The 23,560-nt window shown below is 54.2% G+C and carries 16 protein-coding genes; 6 read left to right on the top strand and 10 right to left on the bottom strand.

The features are described 5' to 3' along the window. Positions 1-19: 19 nt before the first annotated feature. Positions 20-1,429, bottom strand: a complete 1,410-nt coding sequence (locus MFFC18_RS22130) for an FAD-binding protein (protein WP_075083706.1) — start codon at positions 1,427-1,429, stop codon at positions 20-22. A 132-nt stretch (positions 1,430-1,561) separates the two neighbouring features. Here MFFC18_RS22130 and MFFC18_RS22125 point away from each other — a divergent pair, with 132 nt between their 5' ends. From MFFC18_RS22125 to MFFC18_RS22115, 3 genes are all read left to right on the top strand, one after another. Then, positions 1,562-2,305, top strand: coding sequence for a hypothetical protein (locus tag MFFC18_RS22125; RefSeq protein ID WP_148619047.1), 744 nt, complete (start codon positions 1,562-1,564; stop codon positions 2,303-2,305). A gap of 254 nt (positions 2,306-2,559) precedes the next feature. After that, positions 2,560-4,059 (top strand): tetratricopeptide repeat protein, encoded by a 1,500-nt coding sequence (locus MFFC18_RS22120; RefSeq protein WP_075083708.1) that lies wholly within the window; start codon positions 2,560-2,562, stop codon positions 4,057-4,059. A 76-nt stretch (positions 4,060-4,135) separates the two neighbouring features. Beyond that, positions 4,136-5,641: a polysaccharide biosynthesis/export family protein gene (locus MFFC18_RS22115; protein WP_075083709.1), complete on the top strand. Its 1,506-nt coding sequence runs from the start codon at positions 4,136-4,138 to the stop codon at positions 5,639-5,641. Positions 5,642-5,711: 70 nt separating this feature from the next. Here MFFC18_RS22115 and MFFC18_RS22110 read toward each other — a convergent pair whose 3' ends face one another. Together MFFC18_RS22110 and MFFC18_RS22105 are read right to left on the bottom strand one after the other, a co-directional pair. Next, positions 5,712-7,217 (bottom strand): anti-sigma factor family protein, encoded by a 1,506-nt coding sequence (locus MFFC18_RS22110; RefSeq protein ID WP_075083710.1) that lies wholly within the window; start codon positions 7,215-7,217, stop codon positions 5,712-5,714. Positions 7,218-7,219: 2 nt separating this feature from the next. Beyond that, positions 7,220-7,909 carry an RNA polymerase sigma factor gene (locus MFFC18_RS22105; RefSeq protein WP_075083711.1) on the bottom strand — a complete coding sequence of 230 codons (690 nt, stop codon included), beginning with the start codon at positions 7,907-7,909 and terminating at the stop codon, positions 7,220-7,222. Positions 7,910-8,157: 248 nt separating this feature from the next. On the opposite strand from MFFC18_RS22105, the gene MFFC18_RS22100 reads away from it, so the two are divergent. Further along, positions 8,158-8,613, top strand: coding sequence for a hypothetical protein (locus tag MFFC18_RS22100; RefSeq protein WP_075083712.1), 456 nt, complete (start codon positions 8,158-8,160; stop codon positions 8,611-8,613). 159 nt (positions 8,614-8,772) lie between these two features. Here MFFC18_RS22100 and MFFC18_RS22095 read toward each other — a convergent pair whose 3' ends face one another. The 7 genes from MFFC18_RS22095 to MFFC18_RS22065 form a co-directional block, all read right to left on the bottom strand. After that, positions 8,773-9,828: an AAA family ATPase gene (locus tag MFFC18_RS22095; protein WP_202907524.1), complete on the bottom strand. Its 1,056-nt coding sequence runs from the start codon at positions 9,826-9,828 to the stop codon at positions 8,773-8,775. A gap of 12 nt (positions 9,829-9,840) precedes the next feature. Continuing rightward, positions 9,841-10,662 (bottom strand): metalloprotease, encoded by an 822-nt coding sequence (locus MFFC18_RS22090; RefSeq protein ID WP_148619046.1) that lies wholly within the window; start codon positions 10,660-10,662, stop codon positions 9,841-9,843. 224 nt (positions 10,663-10,886) lie between these two features. Then, positions 10,887-14,063, bottom strand: coding sequence for an efflux RND transporter permease subunit (locus MFFC18_RS22085; protein WP_075083714.1), 3,177 nt, complete (start codon positions 14,061-14,063; stop codon positions 10,887-10,889). Then, positions 14,060-15,436 carry an efflux RND transporter periplasmic adaptor subunit gene (locus MFFC18_RS22080; RefSeq protein ID WP_075083715.1) on the bottom strand — a complete coding sequence of 459 codons (1,377 nt, stop codon included), beginning with the start codon at positions 15,434-15,436 and terminating at the stop codon, positions 14,060-14,062. The genes MFFC18_RS22085 and MFFC18_RS22080 overlap by 4 nt, the downstream gene beginning before the upstream one ends. Positions 15,437-15,481: 45 nt before the next feature. Next, positions 15,482-16,219, bottom strand: a complete 738-nt coding sequence (locus MFFC18_RS22075) for a TetR/AcrR family transcriptional regulator (protein WP_075083716.1) — start codon at positions 16,217-16,219, stop codon at positions 15,482-15,484. A 312-nt stretch (positions 16,220-16,531) separates the two neighbouring features. Then, entirely contained in the window at positions 16,532-17,833 is a 1,302-nt protein-coding gene (locus tag MFFC18_RS22070) for a hypothetical protein (RefSeq protein WP_075083718.1), read from the bottom strand. Next, entirely contained in the window at positions 17,830-19,197 is a 1,368-nt protein-coding gene (locus MFFC18_RS22065; protein WP_075083719.1) for a hypothetical protein, read from the bottom strand. Before MFFC18_RS22065 ends, MFFC18_RS22070 begins: the two co-directional genes overlap by 4 nt. 159 nt (positions 19,198-19,356) lie before the next feature. Between MFFC18_RS22065 and MFFC18_RS22060 the strand changes: the two genes are divergently transcribed. Continuing rightward, a complete protein-coding gene (locus MFFC18_RS22060; protein WP_148619045.1) occupies positions 19,357-22,398 on the top strand; it encodes a hypothetical protein in 3,042 nt (1,013 codons plus the stop codon). Positions 22,399-22,403: 5 nt separating this feature from the next. Continuing rightward, on the top strand, positions 22,404-23,450 hold the full coding sequence (locus tag MFFC18_RS22055) for a tetratricopeptide repeat protein (RefSeq protein ID WP_148619044.1): 1,047 nt from the start codon (positions 22,404-22,406) through the stop codon (positions 23,448-23,450). Positions 23,451-23,560: the final 110 nt, after the last annotated feature.

Below are 23,560 nucleotides of genomic sequence, written 5' to 3'. Positions count from 1 at the left end.
GGCGGGAAACCTGTGCCACCTAAACTACGTCGTCCAGCCATGCGTTTGAGAATATTCCGTCCGGATCAAAACTTCGAACGATTTCCTTGAATCGATCCATGTCGGCATAGAGACACGCGTTCTGATCGCGGTCGAGCGGATTGTACTTTCCCCAGTGACATCGGCCTCCAAACAGTTCGGCAATCAGCGGCGCAATGAAGTTGGCAAACTTGAAAAAACCTTCGCGATCGGCAGGACATTGGTAGCTAATGAAACTGATCGCGTACCAGTCTTCGTCAACCTCCGCGGTGTCCGACGCCGAGCTACACGTCAGCATCGTGTCGTCAGGAAAAATTCGTCGGTAGCAGATCGGATAGTGGTGCACGTAGCTTCCGGCCATCGAATCAAGCTGCTCTTTCGCGCCGGCGGAATCCAGTAGCGAGTCTGTCGAATCTGCATTTCGCTTGGGTTGCGATCCAAAAACGCAAACGATATCGGTCAACAAGTCCGTTGCCTGTTGAAGTTTGCTTCTCGGCACAAAGACTTCGATTTCGATGTGTCGAAACAGATCGTGCTCCATCACCAACATCGCATGCGAATCATCGACGATTTTCCAGTTGTTGATGATCGTCCACGGGAGAATTCGTTTGAAGAAGAATCGCGTTGCGGCAGCCGATTTGAGCGTTCGCGACAGCAGTGACACCGCGATGTGAAGCCCGACATCGATCACACAGAAACAATACAGTCGATAGAGCGTTGCCAGTCCGCTTCGTGGCGAATTGGTCTCGACGCGATGGTGCCCGAAGAAATTCCAAGCCCACGGCATCAGGTAAAATTGTTGCTTTGGGTGAGAGTCTTCCATCGCGATCGCGCTGTCGAGCGTTCTGTGCGCCCGAGCATGTTCTTCGATGTTGTACTTTTTGCGACAGCCGAACTGGATCTCCACAATCACGCCCAGCATCCCCAATGAGCAGCGCGCCGCACGAAGTTCGTCGCCCGAATCGATTGTCGTGATCACGGCGTTTCCGCGCGCGTCATAGTGCGCGACCCGCACGGCTTTGATGAAATGGGACAAGCTGTTGCTGCCGGAACCATGCGTTCCAGTCGCAGTCGCGCCGGCGACAATCTGTTCATCAATCAGACCCACCGAAGGCAAAGTCAAACCGCGGCGATCCAACTTTCTCAGCAACCGTTTGACTTTGCAGCCCGCTCCGACCCACACCAAGTTTTCGTCTTCGCAAACTACGACCGAGTTTAAACTCTTCATCTCGATCACGACGCCATCCGTTTTCGCGATGTCGCTCCAGGCGTGCAACGAACCGATAGCTCGGATTTGTTTTCCCTGATTTGCTTGCAGGATTGCCAGCACTTCAGCGACAGATTCAACACGATGAATCGAGGCGGGTTGGATCAGAACGTTGCGCCCGAAGTTCTCGATATCAGCCGTCATAATCTGAATAACCTAAACAACAGGACTGAAACGAGGGCCGGTTACACCAAAGAATCGGTTTCTAAGCCCGCGAGGATGCAGGGCTGACGAAATAGACATAGTCAAACATTCTAGTTGATTGAAACGATTTCGATGGAACGAATCCTCCAACTCGCCGTTTTGTTAGCCGCCATCGCCCTTCCGAAAGCATCGATGGCTCAGCTTTCTCTCATCCAAAAAATCGCCGCGCAAGCGCCGCGAAATCAAACGACCTTGCCGTCCTGGGATGCGTTGCCGTTGCACAAGCACGCGCTCGTTCAGGCACAGATGACTCAAAACGGAGACGGTGCGATCTGGCGAACGCGACTGGAGCGACCGAACTCGCAGGGCAGCGTTGACATTATGGACACGCGAAATTTCACGCTGCTGGACTATCGAAAAATGTTCCATGAAGCCCGGACTCCTGAACCGTACGAGATGGTCGGTCGTTGGCGAGGCGTGAACAAGGGAATCGTGGAGCTGGCCGGTTATCGCCAGTTTATCAAGGAAATCGTGCCGACTCCCTGCGATTTGCGAGGCGACAACATTCTCGTGGAGCAGGTTTCCAACGATCTGTTGCGAAGCATTGGGTGGGCTCCGATCGCCGGCATGCCGGAAGAAGGATACGTCTCGCGTGTCGGCGCGTTTCAAATTCAGCCCCCGTGTGGCAATGGAAAGTTTAAACATGGAGCTGTCTTTAGCTATCGCGATGGCGACAACCTGAGATCAGATCCGGTGCGACTGTTGGTCGACAAACTTGTGGTGCTTGATCGCAACCATCTGCTCGGACGCGTGACGGCGGACTTTGGGCCGATCAAAATTCCGCTGTCGTACTTTACGCTGGAACGTGTTCGATAGACGTTTGAGTGTCCAGTGTGGTTTGCTGGATCAGGGATACGCGACGAAGCAAGACGCCACGGACTGCTTGCATCAGGTTTAAAATGGGAAGTTTGTCGCGTTAAACTTTAGGGATTGTTCCGGTCGCGATGGCGTGAATCCTTGAGAAATACGCATAATCGGAACAACCGGCTCTGCCCTAACAATTGTGATGGTCGATAGATGCTGCACGGCGTGATTTGTTCAACGCCGAAACATGCAGATCGAGGCCAGCAATGAAAATCTCCAGCCACACGTTCATCAAAGCCGTCCTGATTGGCGGTGGGCTGTTCGCTGTTCTGTTCGCGTATCGTGCTGACAATCAGAAAGCGGCCAAATACCAGGACGCGTTTAACACAGAAGTCACCGCGAACATCAAGGTTAATGTTCCGACTGGGGCGGACCGATCTGCTCGGCTTTCTCAGCAAACCCCTGCTCAGGCCGAAACGATGGTCGGCGGAAAATCTGAAAGCACTCTGTTTCAGAATTCTGACGAATCCGAATATCAAAACGCAGAATTCAACAGCGAATTCGCGGCCACAGAACAGCCGGACTTGCCGTTGCTTTCACTGGATGATGTCACCAGTCCTGAACTTGGCGGGGCGGGTCCTTTCGCAGCGGAAGCCAACGTGCCGCAGCGAGATCCGGTAACGGTCGACTTTGCGAACGAAGTCGTGACGGATGCGTTTGAGGACGTCGCTCAGGAGTCTCGAATTGAAACGAATGTCGATCGTTCGACCCCGGCCCAAACAGTAGACTTCGTCGAACGCGTTCCCAAGGCGGCGCCGCAGATCGACAGCGCTCCTGTCGCACTGAGCGATACCGCGGCTCAGAAAGCCGTCCACCGGATCGAATACGGAAAATCGCTGGCTCGACGCAACGCAACCGAAGCTGCAGGCCAGGAGTTTTTGGGCGCGTTGCGTGTGCTCGCCGAGTCGAACGACATGGCGACCGGTGGTAATGCTCATGTCCGCACACTGCGCCGCGGATTGGTGGCGGTGAAGGAGGCAGCGGACTTCAAGGTTGAAGATTCGCAAAGCCAGATCGTTCTGAACGTCGGCAACATCGTCGAAAGTCACGAAACGCAGATCATCGGCTACGACGAAGCTCAAACAATGACGGCATCCGCTGCAACGCGTCGTTATCTTGAGTACGCAGGCCATCAGCTGGGCACTTGCGGCGGCCAAAACCCAGTCGCCGCCGAGGCTCTGTATTGCCTTGGCAAAATGAAAACCATCATGTCGCAGTCGAATCCGGATCCGGAATCCAGCGAGCTGTACGAAGCGATCATCTTCCATCACGCATCGCTGACGGCGGACCCTCGCAACCATCGAAGTGCGAACGAACTCGGTGTGCTGTTGGCGCGAAACGGACAGCTTGAAGCGGCGGAAACGTATTTGAAAAACAGCCTCAAGATCCAACAAACGGCTCAGGCGTGGGCGAATCTTGCCAAAGTCCACCAGCGCAAGGGAACTCAGGAAGATCAGCGCCTGGCGAATCTTGCCTTCAACGAATATCAGACCGCGATGTATCGCCAGACTCCAGCCCTCGAGTCGGGTCCGATTCAGTTGGTGGAACCGCAAGTCTTCATTGCACGAAGTCCGGTTCAAAGTCCGGAAGCTACTCAATTCATCAATCCCGACACATCGGTTGTACCGGTAAGCAACGTCGAATCTGAAAGCCCAACGTTTGTTGAGCGAATCGGATCGTTGTTGACTCCAGGCACGGTCCGCTAGGCAGACACTTTTTGATCCCGCAATGGAACTCGTTCGAGATTCCAGTTTCGCCCCAACGAACTAAGGCAATCAAGCCATGACAATCAAGCAAACTTTCACATGGATGCTGACGGCAGCGACACTGAGTTCCGCTCTGGTCGTGTCTTTCGTTTTCTTCGGCGCATCGCCCCAGCCGAAAATCAAGCTTGAGCACCCGCCAGCGATGGTGATGAGAACGGACGAGCTGGTTCGCCCTGCCGCTGCCGAAGTCGATTTGAACGCGTCGCCACTGAAGGCCAAAGTTCATGGTAGGGTTCGCACCGCGATTTACGAAACGGCATCGAATCCGAATCAACACGACGGACTCATTCGCGACGCGCAAGTCCAGCTTTGTCAGGGAGTCGACTGCGGTTGTTCAGGTGGGTGTTCTACGTGTGGTGGCGTTGGAACAGCAGCCTACGCGGCACCGATGGTCCAGCAGTCTTATGTTCAACCGACGGTTGCGTACGCCCAAACAGCCCAACCATCATTCGGGTACGCTCAGCCTCCGGTCGAGTCGATGCCGGGAAGAGCGATGTGTGCCGTCGATGGAAACTCACGTGGTAATTTTTCGGCAGAGCCACGTTGGGGGAATGCGAGACCGCAGAACTGGGAGCAGTATTCCTATGGCGAGTACATTGGACCGTTTCGGACGCCTCACGTTCCGGACTATCGAATTCGCATCGGCGATCAGTTGGAGTTCGTCTATCTGTTGACTCGCCAACGCACCAACGAGCCGTACCGAATTTACGTTGGCGACACGATTCAGGTCACTTCGACAACGGACTCGACGTTGAACCAGCCAAGCGTTCAGATTCTGTCTGATGGAACGATTTCGCTGCCTCTGATTGGAACTGTTCGCACGGCCGGGAAAACGATCAACAATTTGCAGCGGGAACTCAACGATCGCTACACCGAATTTGTGAAAACTCCCGAGATCGTGGTTCAGGTGATTCAGGGCGACACGCCGCTGAACGATCTTCGTGACGCCGTCGACGCTCGTGCAGGGCAGGGTGGTCAGTCTCGAAACGCCCAGGTTTCGCCGGACGGAACGGTTCAGCTTCCGAAAATCGGCAGCGTGCCAGCGATTGGTTTGACGCTTGAAGAAATCAGCCGTGAGATCAACGCTCGCTATCGACTGTTCTACAGCGGTATCGAAGTAACGCCAATTTTGACTGAGCGAGCTCCGCGTTTCATCTATGTTATCGGCGAAGTCGGTCAGAGCGGTCAGTTTCCGCTCACCGGCCCAACGACTGTCATGCAGGCACTTGCGTTAGCTCAGGGGTTTGGCGACGGTGGCAACATGCGTCAAGTCATCGTGTTCCGACGCGACGCCAACTGGCAACTGATCGCGACAAAGCTGGATCTCAATGGAGCGCTCAACGGACGCCGGCCTTACCCGTCGGATGAGATCTGGTTGCGTGATTCGGATATCGTGTTGGTTCCCAAAAAGCCAATCCAGCGACTTTCCGAAGCCGTCAATCAATACCTGACGACGACGATTTACGGGATCTTTCCACAGCAAGGAATCCAGTTCAACTTCGACGGATTCCAATCGTTGTAGCAGTCGCTATCGCGTCGCGATTCCGCATCGAGCTTGCAGACCAACGTTCGAGCTGAAGTGCAGCGGCTGATCAGGAATCGTCTTCGCCAGTCCCGAATTCGGTTTCCCAGCCGCTTTGGCGAAGGAACCTTTGAAACGCTTCGTCTTCCGATGGAGCGGATCGGGTTTGGCCAATTTTCTTTTCCCAGTACATTCGCGTCAGCGAGTCGTACCATTGGTCGGGATGGAGGTTGTCCAGTTTGTCCCGTTGTTCCTGCGTCAGTTCCGCATAGAACGATTTCAGCTCAGATGACTTGATGGGAAACCGAGCCCGGTTGGCGGCTTCGATCCATTTCAGAATCAGCTCCTGGCGGTCCTGTTCCGTAAAATCCGGCTGGTCGATGATTGAACCGGCTTCATCGGAAACGATGGCTCGCAAGTAATCGATGCCGATGTTCCAGCTACGCGTGTTGTCGCAAAGGATCTGGCCAAAGTTCTCCCGATCGTTTCGCATCAGGAACTCAACCAACTCCTCGATCGGTCCTGACTTGATGCGGTCAATCACCATTTCGTTGGTCGGCAGACCTTTTGCTTTTCGCATCTCAGTCAAAACTTTGCCCGTTCGCTCGCGAATTTCTGGCTCGTAATAGTCGACCGAAAAGTCGTACCACTTGTAAAACAGAACCGCGTCGTTGGGGGGAAGTTTGGTCGATCCGATAGTGCCGAACGCGTCCTGCGCCTGTTGCCGCGTGATGCGACCGATTTCTTTGAGTCGATCTTCCGGCGGCAAGTCCAGCAAATTCGCTCGCTGACTTGCTCCGAGAATTTTCAGCCAGTCATAATAGGACGCCATGACGTCGACCAGCTTGTCCCGCTCAGGTTCGTCCGCCAGCAGGTCGTGAAACTCTCGCAAAGTTTCCTTTTGCGATTCGTTGATCGCTTCGAACTTGGTTTTCTTCTCAAAAAGTTCAGCTCGTTCCTCGTCCGTCAAGCGAGAAAGCCGGTCACTCCGGTCCCGAATCTTTTGCGGATTCGGCGGCAGTGATGCTGGCTCGAAATCGTTTAGCGATTCACTTCGCGAGTCGACGGGGAACAGGTCGTCCACTTCGCGGAACAGGCCTTTCGCGTAAACGGATTTCAGAAACGTGATGCCGCTTTCGGCGTTGTTTCCAAAAATGACTTTGCTATAGCGATCATGATTTTCGATTAGCGGCAAATCGTAAACCAGTTCGCGTTCCGGTTGCTCGATCGATTCACGTTTGACGAAATAGCTGACGCCGAACAATGCGGCCGGGATCAGCAACAGCATCAAAGCTCTGAGGACTTTTCCAGTCAGCAATGTTTTCCTGGAGTCCTTGCCAGCGATAGCCATCTCGATCGTCGTCTGAACGAATTGGCTGTTCGGTTGGATCAGAGGAAGGCTGTCGAGCATGTCCCAGGCGTTTTGCAATTCGCACATTTTGCGATGAAAGCCCGGGTCTTCGGCAAGACGTTTTTCGACTCCGATGCAATCGGCATCAGAAAGCTCACCGTCGAGGTACGCCGTAAGCAACTCGCTGTCGATTTCTTCACTGGTTTTGGCTGGTTCGCTGGCCATTGTCAATGTCCTTGAGCCTCGTCGTTTGGTTCTTCGTTAAATCCCTCAGCCATGCTTTCCTGCAGACCGCCCGATTCGAGGTACGGTTTGAGGATGTCTTTAAGATTGTTGCGAGCCCGTGACAAGAGTGACTTGACTGCTTGCGTCGTCAGTCCCATCGTTTCACCGATTTCCATATAGCTCATTCCTTCGAACTTGGAGAGGATCGTCGCAATACGCTGTCGCTCGCCGAGCTGTTCGATTGCTGCCATCATGACTTTCTCCATCTCCGAATTGAGAAGTTGTCGGGCCGGCATGAGGCCACTTTTCTCTTTCGCCATCATTTCCAGAGGCCGCACTGGCATTGAACCCGACGGAGACGAAACAAGGTTGATTTCTTTTCGCCTGGAAGACTTTCTCAGGGAGTTGCTGGCAACATTGTGTGTGATCGTGAACAACCACGTCGAGAATTTGGCCGTCGGCTGATACCGTTCTCGTGCTCGATAGACTCGTAGGAAGACGTCCTGGGCGAGGTCTTCAGCGGTTTCGCGATCACTGACCAGATGCGTGAGAATCCCAACCAGTCGCCCCTGATATTTCTCCACCAACTCTCGAAACGCGGCTTCATCACCGTCGCGGACACGCAGCATCAGCCGAACATCCGGATCGGTTAGCTCATATCGAGTTTTGGGTTCCGGAGGAGGATCTGGCATATTGTGCGTAAAAATACATGAAACGGCAGAATGTTGAACCCGGTGGACGGGTCATCTGGGCCGTTCAAATTGACGGATTGATTATGAAAAACGAATGGTCTTCAATTTTAGACCCAGTTGGCCCAGTGCAGTAGGCAATTCGGGCAGAAGCAAATATACTTTGCGGTTCGCAAAAGCCCCAGAATGCGTCCATTATTCATTTTTAGGCGCGGTTTGCATTCCTAATTCTCCATTCAACGATAGAGATCATGGCCAAAAAGGCGACCAAGAAGAAAGCTTCCACCACAGCAAAAAAAGCGACGACCAAGAAGAAAGCCACCAAGAAAAAAGGGGCTGATGAGGGCGACGACGCGGAAGCACCCAAGAAGAAAAAGAAAAAGCCAGCCAAGAAACGAAAGTCCAGAGCTGCTGCTGATGCGGATGTTCGCTTGCGTATTTTCTGGGGCGTTTTCAATCACCAGATGAAGCGCGTCGCATTGTATGAATTCAACCAGCGTAAAGCCGCGGAGAAACGGGCCAAGGAACTCAGCCCCGAAGGTAAACCGCCTCACTTTGTTCAAAAAGTGAAAGAAGAAGTCATTGAGGAGCCGGAAATCGATCCGGAAACTGGCGAGCCCGTAGCACCAAAAAAGAAAGCTACCAAGAAAAAAGCCGCCACCAAAAAGGCGACGAAGAAAAAAGCTGCCAAAAAGAAGAAGGCCTGAGCCGACGCTCTTTCACACACAGCCCACCGCATTCGGTGGGCTTTTTTTCTGCGCCATTCCGATCGGGTTCGGATGCTCCGGCCGAGAACTCGTTCGCGGTCTCGAATCTCGAGCCTTCGATTTTGCCCTGCAGCACTTGGTGTTCGAAATCTGTTGAATCTATTGGTGGTCGTCACCGGCGGAATTTTCGCTGGCATCCTCGGTCAGGTGACGCCAGTATTTTTCAGGGAACTCCAGAATCCCGCGGGTCAACTGAAAATGGGTTGTCTCCTCGAGCGTCGTTTCGGCAATTGAATCCGAATCCAGACCAAGAATCGTGGCTCCGGGGAACGTCATCAAAATTGGCGAATGAGTCGCGATGATGAACTGCGTCTTTCCGGACTTCACCGATTTTGCCATCGCGGCCAATAAAGAAAGTTGACGCTGCGGCGAGAGTGCGGACTCGGGCTCGTCCATCAAATACAATCCGCTGCCGATCCGGTGGTTGATCAAATCAAGAAACGACTCGCCGTGCGAGCGCGTATGCGGAGACTGACCGCCGTAACGCTTGTACGGGTCACCTTTGAAGTCGGGATCGCGTTGCCGCCGATCGAGTAGCGAAGCAAACTGGGCATAGAACTCGGCACGGAAAAAGTAACCATCCCGAGGCCGCTTTTTGAAATGCGGATACATCGCCTGAGCCAGTTCGCTGTGACGTTCGGGGCCAAACGAACTGGCGACATCGTTGTGGCCGCCGCCGCAAACCGGATATCCAGCCAGCGACGCAATGGCTTCGATCAAAGTCGATTTTCCGCTTCCGTTTTCACCGACCAGAAACGTGACCGCGGTTTTGAACTCCAATTCCAAATCCTTGACCCATGAAATTGAAAACGGAAACCGATCCTTGCGAGCAACCTTTTCGATGCGTGGATCTGACGGCAGTAATTCTGACTCGGGTGAAGCGAAAGGGTCCAGAGAGGTTGATTCTTGCACTCCTGTAGGGCTGATTGAAGCTCGCGGCAGGACGTCTGAATCGGACAATGTTGTGATCGATTTGATGAACTCGTCATCGGTCATGAACAGCGTGTCGTCCGCATCTCGAGATGGCTGAGCGGGCTCGACTTCTTCCGCGGGCGGCTCTGGAATCGCGCTGGATCTTGCACCGAAGTCGAAATTTTCGCGGAGATAGACGCCTCGTAGAAACGCTGCGTCGCGATCAAGGTTCGGTTCGCTCATCGTCGACCACCGCTACCACGGCCTTCGATTGCCGCCGCCTCCCCCAAAGCCACCTCCGCCGCCCATCAGCATTGACTGATAGTTGCTGTACGCCATGAAGCCAAAGAATATCGCGAGGAATGTGTCGCCCCGTTGCAGCGAAAACAAGGCAATAAATACGGCGACGCACAGCGACAGAATCGTGCTCTTGCGAACGCCCGCCCAAGGATCGGCTTTGACAAACAGTTGCCGCGCGACTTGTCCACCATCGAGTGGAAACACCGGCAGCAGGTTGAAAATATTGAGGACGACATTGATGACAACGCTAACCCAAATAAACATGTGTAGCGGTTGAGAGTCTGCCAGAATCGAGCCGTCGACACTGTATTGCGGAAGCGGAAACGGCCCGGCCCATCGCAACGAAACACCACCTGTGAGAATCGCGATCACCACGACGAAAAGTGCTGCCAGCAACAATCCCGCAATCGGCCCGGCCAAAGAAACGATAATCTGTTCGTTCGGTTTGAGACTGCGAGTACGACCAGCTTTCCAGCTTCCCATTCCGCCGCTGCCACCGGGAATCGCGAGGCCGCCCATCCAGTACAGGACGACGTGCGAGTCGATGCCAAAGTATCGAAACGCGAGTGTGTGCCCAAGCTCATGGACCAAAACTGAAATGAAAAACACCGCGGCAACGATGATCACGCCCAAGCCGGCGTTGACGTCAAATATTTGCAGAAAGCCCTGGCTGAACAACACCGGTAGGATGAAGAACGCGGGATGAACCCGGCACGGAAAGCCAAGCACATTAAATTTCAAGTCGTATGGAGTCTGACCAGGTTCACGCAATAACACGGCAACGCCCGAGGGTTGGAAAGGTTGAAGCTATAAGTTTAACATTCCGCCGCCAGTAACGCACTGATGCTGATTCGAAGTCCGAGGTGGCATAGGCTTCCAGCCTGTGATTGCATCGGTCCAGCTTCGGCTTTCTTATTTCGCTGTGCCCTGTGCCACAAAGTCAATCAGGGCCGCATTGCCATCCTGAATGCGTGATCGCCAACGCTAAGTGATCGCCAACGCTAAGTCACGGAGTGCTGTCGGAAAACTTCAATCGGGCGTCGGATCATTGCCGGAGCGGATTCCGCCGAAGCCTGTTTTCGTCGAACCAACCACCCGAACGAACTTGGTACAAAAACCAACGCCAGCAGCGTACAGCCGACCACTCCGCCTGCGATCGCGATTGCCATCGGAGGCCAAAACCCGCCTCCGGCAAGGATCAACGGCAGGAATCCGGCGATGGTCGTAAACGTTGTCGCCAAAACGTGACGCGTTTCGTGCAGTGTGACCCGCAAGATTGCCTGTTCGTCTCCCGCTGATGCTGCTTCGTCTTCGCGCAGCGCCGTCAGCACGACGATGGAATCGTTGATCGCGATTCCGATCAGACCCATGATGCCAACGATCGCCATAAAGCCAAACGGAAATCCGAACAGGTACAGGGACGCACCGCCGAAGCCAACCGCCATCATCGCGACGGCCCCGATAACCACCGCCCCGCGAAAACTGCCGATCGACAGGACCAAAGTCGTGATCATGGCAGCAATTAAAATTCCAACGCTGGCCATCAGGTTGCCAACCGCTTCGCCGCGTTTCGAAGACTCGCCGCCGAACTCCATCGAGTACCGAGGCGGCAGCGTCCAACCGACTTCTTTCATTTTGGATTGAAGTTTTGCCTGAACTTTCGATGGCAGCGTGCCCGCCTGCAGGAACACCTGGACTTCCTGCATGCGAATGCTGTTGAGTCGGGCAACGGTCGCGGTGGTTGGCTTTAGCTTCAAATCCGCAACCGCACTGAGCGGAATTTGCCTCGGGCCGTCAGCCGAAGGAAACACAAGGCTCAGTTGATTCAGGTCTTCGAAGTTTGCCCGTTGATGGCCTGCAATTCGAACGCGAACCGGAATCTGTTCCGTCTGCTGCAGTACGAACCCGCCAACGGCTCCGTCCAGTTGAGCATTGATCTGCGACGCGATTTGTCCCGGTCGAAGCCCAGCCAGTTGTGCGTCTTCGGTGGAAACGTCAACCTGAACTGTGGGAGTAGAATCGTTCAACTCAACGCGAACGTGAACGACGTCTTCCAAACCCGAAAGTAGCTTGCGAGATTTCTCTCCCAGCTCTCGCAAGACATCAAGATTCGGGCCGAAGAATCTCAGTTCGATCGGTGCTGTGAAAGGAGGCCCCTGTTCAAGCTGTCGGGCCAGCAGACGCGCTTCCGGAAACCTGGTTTGAAGGTCTCGCTGCACTTTGCGAATCTCCGCAGAGCCGTCTTTTTTCGAATCCAGCTGCACGATTCCATGCGCGTAGTTTTTCGCCCCAAGACGGTTGGTGATGATGTTGTAGTAGAACGCGGGAGCCGTCCGGCCAAGCAACCATGTCGATTGTTGCACGCGGGGATTGTTTCCCAATTCCTTGCTGATTTCGTTGGTGAGTGTTTTGAGTTCGGCGAACGAAGCGTTCGGTGGCAGTTCGACTTCGATATGAAACTGGTCTCTGTCGGCCGGAGGAAAAAACTGCATTGGCAACATCGACATTGACACGATGCCGGCGGCCGCCAAAGCAGCACAACCCGCGGCGGTAAGAATCGGGCGACGAATTGATGTCAGCACAATGCGCTCAAACACAGGCTTGAGAAAACCTGGCCTGACGCCAGCGGCCGATGTTTGGTCGCGAGTTCCGATCCGATCCAGCATCGCCGCCAGCGGTGCGATGATCAGCAAGCTAAGCAGCAGCGAACTGGCCACCGAGATCACGACATTCATCGCCATCGCCCCAACGAACTCTCCGGCGGGGCCTTCCATCAGACAAATCGGCGCGAAGGCAAAAGCGGTTGTCAGTGTCGACGCCAACAGTGGAATCGCCAGGATTCGGCCGGTCGCAGAAACGGCTTGTAGGTGAGACTTTCCCGAACGAATCTGGCTGCTGACGGAGTCCACGATCACGATGGCGTTGTCGATCAACAACCCCAACGCGATGATCAATCCGGCGACTGACATTTGATGGATCGGAGTTTCATTGATTCGCATTCCTGACAGCACAGCCAGTGACACCAACGGCAACGCCATCGAAACCATCAAAGCATTTCGCCATCCCATCAACAACCAAACCACGCACAATACGGCCAGAGATCCGATCGCAAGGTTTCCCAAAAGCTCGGACAGGCGGCCTTGAACGTATTGGTTTTGATCCAGCACATCGACCAGCTCGATCGCCGGCGGAAGTTCAGCACGGAACCCGTCGACGACGTCGCCAAGCTCGGCTCTCCACGTGTCGATACGACTTCGGTTTCGCACCATCGCACCAAGCAACATCGCTGCCTGACCGTTCATCTGACCAAGTTCGGCTGGGGGATCCGCGATCGTCCGCTCAACTTTCGCGACGTCGCCGATGACCACAAAATTGCCCTGTTCACCGCTGTTTTTCAGCGGTAACTGCCGTATGGCTTCGACAGAATTAAGTTGGTTTGCCATCTCAACCGCGATTGACTCGTTGTCAGAACGCAATGTCCCCGCCGCGTTCCTCGCATCGTCGCCGCGGATCGAATCGGCAACATCGACAGCAGACAATCCGACGTTCGCCAGTCGCGATTGGTCGACTTCGACAACGATCTCTTCGTCCGGCTTGCCAAACTGCGACACATCGTCGGTGCCTGAAATCGCACGAATTCGGTCCTCCAGGTCTTTCGCGAAACGGCCCAGAATCGCATAGTTGGGCTCGCTGTCCTGAGCCCACGTCAGCGCACCGATCCAGGCGAAAGCTCGCACATCGATTTCATCAAACTGCGGACGAGACGCTTCAGCCGGCAAGAATGCGATCGAGTCTTCTACCTTTCCGCGGATGCGGCTCCAAATCGGTCCGGGTTCGTAAACGTCGTCGCGAAGCTCAACCGTAATCAGTGAAGCCCCCGATCGGCTTTGCGAACGGATCTCCTTGATCTGTTCGACTTCGCGAATCGCTTTCTCGATTCGATCCGTCACCAGTGCTTCCACCTGAGCCGCATCGGCGACTGGGAAACGCGTCGAAATCGTTGCCGCACGCGCCGTGAGCACCGGATCTTCCATCCGTGGCAAAATCATGTACGAAGATAATCCGCCAACCAGCAACAACGCGATCATCATGATCAACAGTCGCGGTTTGCGAATGCCAACGGTTGACCAGTGCAGCGGTGGATCTGTACTTCGATTGGAGCCCGGTGGCGAATTCATTGATCGCTCTCTTGTTGTAGAGAGCCCAGCTTGATCGTCGTCTCTGTTTGCCACGGAAAGGTGAGTTCGCTGTGCGTTGCGGAAACCAGTTGGCCCAGTGAAACCCGGTTGGCGCCCTGAACGATTACGTTGTCGAACTCCTCAAGCGTGCCGCGGACTCGACTCCACGTCCCCCATGTCGCCAGCACTTCGACGTCACGCCGCTGAGCTTTGGCCGTATACTCATCCGCCAACGTGTTGCCAGGCGAATCATTGGCCACCAAGACCGACCACAGTCCGCGAACTTGAGGCTGCAACGCCTCGGTCGGAACCCAAAACCCGCGTTCACTGGATCGAATGGCAAACTCGACGCTGACAGTTTGGCCATCGACCAGGCCTGATTGATCAGAGTCGGTGATTGTCGCGATGACTTGGCGAGTTCTTGTGGAGCGATCAAGCGTCGGCTGGATTTGCTTGACCGTTCCGATGTGTTGTTGATCGCCAGAACTGAAAGTCAGTTTTTTTCCGGGAGCAAGCTGCTTCGCGATCGACGGAGAAACGCCAAACCGGACTTCCAGATGATCGGTTTCCACAATCTCCAGGACAGGAGTTCCGCGCTGTGGAAGGCTGCCTTCATCGATGAATCGCTTTGAAATTCGACCGGAAAAAGGCGTAAACAGTTCCGTCTGATCCAAGCGGGTTTTGGCCTGTTCCACGGTTGCCTGGATCACACCAAGTGCTCCACGTTGCGCGTCGATTTGTTCTTTTCGTGTACCGGCAACGAGTTCGTCAAGCTTCTGTTGAGCCGTCGCGACGGCGGCTTTCGATGCCGCTGAGTCAAATCGTGCGGCGTCGTATTCCTGTTCCGATGACGCGTTCGACTGGCGCAAGTTGGACTGTCGTCGAAAGGTCGATTCCGCAAGATTGAACTGAGCCTTGAGTCGTTCAAGTTCGGATCTGGCGGCTTCGATCGTTTCCGCTCGCGGTCCTTTTTCGAGTTCCGCCAACACCGCGCCGGTCTGTTCGGATCGCGCGACCGCAGCGTTGTACTGAGCAAGAATCGCAGCCTGATCCTGACGTGCCAACAGTTGCCCCCTGGTGACGTGGTCGCCTTCGTCGCAGAAAATTTCGTCCACACGTTCGGTGGCTTGAAACGAAAGTTGGCTGGTGCGACGTGCGACGACTGTCGCAGTGTAGCGCTGTGGCATGACTGCCGAATCTGAATAGTTGACCGGCAGCACGCGAACGGATTGCAATACGACACTGCCAGTGCCATTTGACTCCGCGGACGCATCCAGAGCGCTGGCTGGTTGCTGTTGATACCAGATCAATGCAGCGACCGCGGCGATGACTGAGATCGTGCCAATCGTGAATTTTGAGTTAAACCATTTCATCGTTGAGTGATGGGTTTTGAAAGTGAGACTTGTGAGACAGCGTTCTTAAAATGCCGAATGAGGCAGTGGCGTTTCGTCGGGAAACACCGCGTTGCAAACCCGGACCATGTGATCGTCATGTTCGGCGGCCGACCAAATCGGTTGCCAAGCGTAGCCGTTGAGCAAGTGAAGAGCGCCGAGTCGTACGGAACGGTGGATCGAATCGATGCCAATGTCTTTCAGCGACGGGCTGGTCATGTCGATGACGTAAGAGCCGAACGTCAGTGCCCACAGCGAGAGTGTCATTTCTTCCGGGTTGATTGTTCCGGGGAGCGTTAGGTCTCCGTCCGCGATCGCGCTCCGTACGATTCCGGAGACCAACGACATGCAGCGATGTTCGTGCTTTCGCATCAGGTCGCGACGCTCTTCGGTACAGCGATCCCAAATGGCCGAATGACGTACCACGCTTTCGACAACAAAATGCAACGGGTAGTTACGGCGATAAAGTTCGCACGCGACACCGACCGCGAGAATTCGCTCGCGGGAACCTCCCTGGCACGTCGAGGCTTTGTCGAACATGCTTTGCCGCTTGTTGATCGCCTTGACAGCCATCGCCAACAGCAATTCCTCGCGGTTCGGGTAATGGTTGTAGATGGTGCCTTTGGCCGTGTTGAGCTCCTCAGCCAATCGCTCCATCGAAAGCGCAGCAAAACCTTCGGTCAGCAGGATTTGACCCGCTGTTTTGACCAAGAGCTCCTCTCTGAGCTCGATTTCCTTCTGTTTTGGTGTCTTTTTGGCGTTCATGGCTTATTTTCTGACAATTCGTCAATTCTATTTCCACCTTACCGTGTGGAACGGCAATCTTTGTCGTGGAAAATGACGAAAAGTCAAAAAGTCGCAGCATTGAGAAGGGAATTGTCCGGAGCAAACCGTAAATCTGTCTGCGGATTCATAAGCCAAATCGATGGCGAGATTGGCTGCAGTTTGGGTGCGAGTGGAGTCGTCGCATTGCAAATATCAACGCGATTGGCAGAAAGGCCGGATCTTGCGGGGACGTCAGATGGATCTGCAGGCATGGGCGTTGCTGCGTCGAAAAACGCACTCAGGAGATCGCGATCACCACGTGTCGATCTTGTCCGGTAGTTCGTCTCGCGTTACTGCTTTCTTGGAACGAAATACGAACCAGCCAACGAATCCGATCGCGATCGCCATTGCCAACAGCATGGCACCAAGCATCGTCTGAAGCTGGCCCGCTGTCGATTCAATTTCGGTCAGCGAAGAAGCCATCACGAGCGGGCTGGGTTGGCCGTAGAGTCCTGAATCGTCAGTGCGCTCGGAGGGATAGGCCCAAATTCGATAGAAGAATCCATCGCACAGAAATACGTTGCCAACGATTGATTCCTGATTGAGTCCTGCCGGAAGATTCAACACGCAAACGGTAACCGGAAACGCATTCTGATAGACCTCGTGTTCGCCGTCGCGCGTTGCAACCTGAATGGGGCGGCCTTTGAGATCAGGAAAGATGGTCAACTGGTACCACGTGTCGGTGCCCAGCAACGAGACTGCTTCCGGGTCAGAGACTTTCACTGGAACACATTGCCGAACACGGCCTTGCACCGAAGCCGCGCTGCCGACGCTTTCAATTGGGCTGCGGAGCATTGTTGAAAAGTCAACGCGATCGACATCAGCGGGTAGCCTCACGTTCTTACTTGCTGCGAGCATCTGCCAAAAGCACACCGTTTCCCGGGACCCGATCGACTTGCCTTTGCGCGATTTAACAATGTCCAGCAACGAAATGTCCACACCGGAATTCGCCAGCGCGACCTTGGCGGCGTCAACGCCCAGTTCAGCGTAGGTTCGCTCGGGATGCCAGGAGAATCGTCTGGTGACGAGAATTGGAATCGGGGTCGAGTCTGTTTCGCCAATGAGTGCAACGGACTTCGACGCGAAAAAGAAACCATCAAATCGAATGCTCTGAGGCTCCTCGAGCGACTGTTTGACGGGCCATGACGCGACGCTTGAACGTGAAATCAGCGCAAATGATTCGCCTTTTTCATTTTCGCAATCTGCAACGTAGAAACCGCTCAGGAAGTTTCTGGCCTGTTCGGGCGGGTAGTCAAAACGCCGGATAGATTTGACTTTCGCATCGATCGAAACCGGGTGGAAGCGATGGTCTGCAGGGTTCGTTGCAAAGCTGCTGATGGCTTCGGTGCTTTCATTCGTTACCCATTCGCGAATCACTGCCGAATCAACGGTGCCAGTTCGATAGAGCAGTTTCTTGAACTGCGGATTCAAAGGGTCGAACGAGTCAGTGTCTGTGGTTGACGCTGCGTCTTCCTGCGACAGTCCAGAAAGTTCGCGAAGGTCTTCGCCCTGCGGAATCAACGCGAACACAAGCAAAAGTAAAAGCACGTTCAAGGCAATTCCTCCAGTCGTTCCGCGATTGACTTGATGTCCGGATCATCGCTGAGCGCATCAAGGTTATCTTCGATCACTTTTTTGTACTCGCCGCCAGGTTGATGCACTTTCAGGCTGTCTGCACGATGGACAAGCATGGCGATCGCGAAGGCGATTCCCAGAACGGCAATCACACAGCCAATCATTGTGGCCACCGAAGGTGTCCACGTGGCTTCTGCGACCGGATTGTTTTTTTTGTTGACGTGCAGTGTTTTCGCGAGGATCAACGGGCAGTGGTTTCCTTTTGATTGTGAGTCAACGTAAGAGCGGACTTTGTAGAACAGGCCGCTGCACTCAATCGCGACATCGAAGTCCGTGAACTTTTCGCCGACTTCCAGGATTTCCGGTTTGTCTGCGGTGTAGATGCACCAGACTTCATCCGCTCCGTGCGAATTGCCGACCCACCACTCGTACCAAACTTCTTGATGTCGCAGCGGGCCATGGATGCCGGCGACTTTCGCGCGACCGGCGAGCAATTTGCCATGCACGCGGACGGGTTTGAACCGCCAGGCATCCGGCTGAGCAACCAGTTGCACCGGAGAAACCGCCTGCGGATTTTCGTCAAAGTCGTCTTCCAGGATCCGCCCCCAGAACCGTTGCCAGGCAGGCATGTCAGACTTGCGGCCGGGCGAAGTAAAGTCATCCAGTTGTTTCAGGATCAACGGATCGAGAGCGTGAAAAAGCTTCTTCAGAGCAGCCTGTTGATTCAACGTTACGTCTTCACCGCTGGCGACGGCCACCAAGCCGGGCCGGATGGTCGATTCGAACGGGTCGCGATATGCAGCGTCTTCGGGCGAGGCCTGATTGATTGACGACAGTAGCGGATCGAAGTCCGCCAGGTTGACGTCGCGTTCATCGAGTCGTTTTTGCGAAAGCTGGATCAACTCCACGAGCGCCGTTTTGTCTTCGACTTCCAGTGAATCCCAGGTTCGTTTCCAGAACGCATCACGACTCTGTTCTGTTGGCAGACGCTTCGCGGACGCGTCCGAGGAATCTGCTTGCGAAAGCAAACCGACTGGTCCATCGGAAGCGAGCTGGCTCAGGTCCAGGTCCGCAGAGCTCGAATCGGCGAAACCGTTGAGTTCAATGGCTTCCGCGTTGGCCGCGTTTCGTTTGAACCCCATCCACATCCAGTTTTCGGGCTTGCGAGCCTCTTTCATCAGCACCATCACGAGGATCAGCATCGCAAACAGGAAGTACAATTTGCGGCGAACGGCACGCGTGTACCCCTTGATCGACTGTTTCGCGTTTTCGTTGGCGGTGTCGATACCCTCGGAATTCACGAAAAGGTTTGGGCGTTGCGGATTCTGATTCGGCTTTGACATTTGAGTGCTTTGAAGGCAAGTTCCACGAAGATTTTACTGTACGGCATTGGCAAATGCCTCCCGCGTTTGAAATTTGCCAGACGATAGCTTAACTTTCGTGTCCCATAATTTAGAATGAATTATTGGAACAGAGGATTGGCAAACAACGGTTCGGGCACAATGAAACGCTGCAGAAATATTCCTGGCACACCCGTTCAGATTCTTATGAGCTTTGCGGGCACCGTTTTGCTGTTGCTGGTTTGCAGTCAATTGGCGATTGCCGATGAGCCGGCGGAAGAGTTCCTTCAGGCGCTTCGCGAGCGAGGCTATTACGACGTCGCGTTGCACTATCTTGATGGCGTTGCCGAATCCGATTCTGTCCCGGATTCTTTCAAGCAGAAAGTCGCGTTTCAAAAAGCAGGCATCCTGCTCGACAGCGTGAACAAGATTCGTAATCCCGAAGAGATGGGAAAGCGACTCGACGAAGCAGATCGGTTGCTGGCTGAGCATGCGAGCAGCGTGTCGGATCCGATCGAAGCGACGGAAGTTCTGAAAATCCAATCCAATGTGAAATACTTTCGCGGGCGAAACAACCTGAAACAGGCTGCCCTCGATCGAACTCCGGACTCTCGCAAGAAAGAGCTGTTTCTTCAGGCTCAGAAATTCCTGGGCGACGCGTTGCCAAAGTTTCGCCAGGTGCAACAAGCCCAGCGCGAACAAATCGAGAACTTTCAGATCGATCCGGAAGATCCTAAGTCCGACGAAAAGCTCCGGGCACTCCAGGCCAGCTATGTCGATACGCGGCTCAAGATTCCCGTCGCGATGGAGAAGCTTGCGTTGGCTTTCAACGACGACAAATCAAGTCGAAATGCGAAGCTGATCGAAGCCGGAGCCGAGTTTGAATCTGTTGCCAGACTTTACGATCAGCGATTCGTGCAGGGCCAAATGGCGAAGGCCTTTGCGGCGAGGTGTTTCCAACAGGCGGGCGACTATGGGAAAGCTTCGGAGTTGCTCAAGGATGTTTTTAACTATCCAAATCCGTCCAGTGTTCTGGTGCAGCAGGGATTGAGTGTCGGAGTTGAAACGTGGCCTAACGTCGAACCGTATCCAACCAGGCAGGTAATCGCGGCAGCCGAGGGTCCGGTCGCGATGTTGACGCGGCGCGACAAAGCAAACCCGATGTGGCTGCGAGTCGAGTTGGAGTTGGCTCGGGCCAAGTACGAACGCTCTGTGGCGATCAAAGATGAAGACTCTTCGGCAGCGTCAAGGCTCAAGAAAGAAGCCTCGCGGTTGGCTCGAGAGGTTGCCCGACGGCGGAACCCGCACAGTAAGTTGGCGGCGGAGTTGCTTGGCGATTGGGGTGTCTCAATCGAGGCTGCATCGGAGGAGCCCGCAACCATGGTCGCCAACGCAACGGCCAGCTCATTTGATGACGCTATACAAAAGAGCAAAGACTTGATCGGTCCGCTTTCGGATCAGCTGAGCGAACTGGCGGTCGCACGCCGTCAACTGGCTACCGCCCGCGACGCATCGGCTAAATCGAATCAGCAGATGGAGGTCGACAAATTGCAAACCAGCGTCGACCAGCGAGCCGATCAGACGCTCGGGATGTTGGCTCAAGCAGTTCGGCTGGCCGACGAAGAAACACCACGTGCACAGCTGAACAACGTTCGCTATTTACAAGCGTATTGCCATTTCGCGAAACGACGTTTTTCCAACTCGGCAGTGATGGGAAGGTTTCTGTTGGAGAAGTTTCCGACGATCGAATGGAGTCAGCAGGCGGCCGGATTGATGGTTCGCAGCTATGAAAAGATGTTTGATTCGTCGACCGGTCAGGATCGCGTCGCGGCACGCGATAAAGTGATCGATGCCGCGTCGGCAATGATGGAGATGTGGCCTGATGCCAGCGAGTCCTCTGCTGCCGCGGTGTCAGCGACACGCGTTGCAGTTATCGATGACGATTTCGATTCTGCAAATCGTTTCTTTGAGCGTATTCCGGCGAATTCGCCAACTCGAGGCCCGTTGGCGTCACGGATTGGCCAACAAATTTGGGGCGAACGAAAATCGGCGACAACGGACGATGCCAAACAGAAAATTACTGACAACGCACGCAAGTATCTGACGATCGCGGTTGAATCCGCGGACCCTGCGGCAATGGATTTCTCGACCGCTGTTGCTGCTTTGTATCTCGTTGACGCCTGTCGGGAATCCGGAGAGCTGGACGAAGCGATTTCACGAGTCGATGCGATTCTGCAAAACCTGGATACCAATCCTGCGATCAGCAAGAGTGCGAAATATCGACAGTCGGCTTACAACGCATCGCTCAATACGTGGCTCGATGCGTTGGGTAGCAAGCCAGACGCTCAAACGTGGATCGACAAATCAAAAAATGTCATCGAGAAAATGAGCGCAGAAGCGGCTGGCGATCCTGCTGCGATCCAGAACGTCAGTCGCGTCTATCGAAAAGTTGCTCGCGATCTGACCGATCGGTTTGAGTCGCTGCCGTCGCTTCAGGAAAAGGAAACGTTTGCAACATCCTTGCAGTCATTCTTTGCCGGCATCGGTTCGGTGGCCAAGGATGGCAAGACGCGGCTTTGGGCGGGTTCAACGTTGCTTGGAATTGCTGAATCCCTGAAGCTTGAAGGCGGAGATGCGAATTCGAAGCAGCTTGCGGGCGACGCGATCGCATTGCTGGAAGCGGCGAAGAAAGCTGGCTTTGGGAAAGACAAAAGCCTTGAGCTCAACTATCAGCATCAGCTTGCGTTGGCGCAACGGTGCAGCGGAGACTTCGAAGCCGCTGTTAGCAGCTTTGAAAAGATTCTGGAAACTGCAAACGGTTTGAACCTTCAAATCGATGCTGCCAAAACGTTGCTGATGTGGGGCATCGAAAAGAAGGATACCAAAGCGTTGACCAGTTCGATGAACGGCCGTGGTCAGTATCGCGATCCGAAAACGAACAAGCTGCGAAAGCGAATTTGGGGCTGGAAGTTGCTGGTAAGTTTGACACGCAGCAAAGAAAATCTTCGCGAGCAGTTTCGCGAGTGCGAATACTACTCTGTGCTTTGTCGTTTTCGCTATGGTCAGATCGCGAACAACCCCAAAGCGATTGACAGTGCCTATGGCGAACTGCAAAAAGCCCTCAAACGCTTTGACGACCTGGCGGTTGGAGCCTGGAAGAAAAAATACGATCAACTGCTGAAAGAACTGGAATCGGCAAAGTAGTAACCATGAGTACAAACATGAATTCAAAATCGCTTTTCCTTTGCGGATTGCTTGTTGCATTAGCTGCGACTTCGGCCAACGCGCAGAACGACGCTTTGTATCGCATTAAAAAATCAGGCAAAGTCTCGAAGCAGGTCGGCAAGATCAAGGACATCACGCCTCTGTCAGTTACGCTCGACGGCGACAAGATTCCTGTCTGGGAAATCGAGAAGCTGGCTGCTGCCAACGAGCCCCTCGAAGTCGAAAAGGCTCGGGATCGAATTGATGACGGACGTTTCGACGAAGCCCTTGAACAGCTCGATCAGGTTAAACTTGGCGGCAACCCAATCACGGACGCGGAGGTCGCCTGGTACCGGGCCGTGGCCAAATCCGAGATGGCATTTTCCGGCGGTGCGTTCAGCGCAATCGATGCTGGCAGTGAAGTGCAAAAATTCATCAAGGGAAATCCAAAGAGCCATCACCTTATTCCGGCAACGGATTTGATGGGTCGCCTGGCGATGGCCGATGGGAAACTGGATTTTGCGGCCAAGCAATTTGATATTCTGACTGATTCCAAATGGCCGGAATACGTTGTCCGCGGATATTTCTTTGGTGGCGAAGCCTATATGCGAGCTGAAAAGTTTCCATTGGCGATGGCTGCCTACGATAAAATCCTGGCACTGCCGGGAAATGACAATATTACCCAACGCTACCAGCGGCTGGCTCAGTGTCAGAAAGCCCGAGTCGCCGCGGTTACCGGTGATCCGGAAGCTTCGATCGACCAGCTTAAATCGATCATCAGGCAGGAGAATCCGGACGACAAGGAACTCTTTGCCTACGCCTACAACGCGCTCGGCGCTTGCCATCTCAAACGAAATGACCTCGCGGAAGCCGAAGAGAAGTATTTGTTCACGCATTTGCTTTTTGACACCGAGTCCGCACCGCATGCGGAAGCAGTTTTTCGTCTGGCGAACATTTGGACGGCCCAGAAAAAGACAGATCGCGCTTCCGAAGCCCGTGAAATCCTGAAGTCCCGCTATCGCAACACATGGTGGTCAGCTCAACTCAATTGAATCGCTCATTTGAACCAACGGAATTTCGCGTCGTAGGTTCACGAACCAGATCGCGACAACTACAATCAGAACGGTCACTACGGCGATTTCAGGATTCGAAGAATTGGTCC

Origin of the sequence: Mariniblastus fucicola (assembly GCF_008087665.1) — a bacterium.
GTDB lineage: Bacteria > Planctomycetota > Planctomycetia > Pirellulales > Pirellulaceae > Mariniblastus > Mariniblastus fucicola.
The sequence above is the reverse complement of the archived record's forward strand: the minus strand, read 5'-3'. Positions and strand labels throughout refer to the sequence as shown.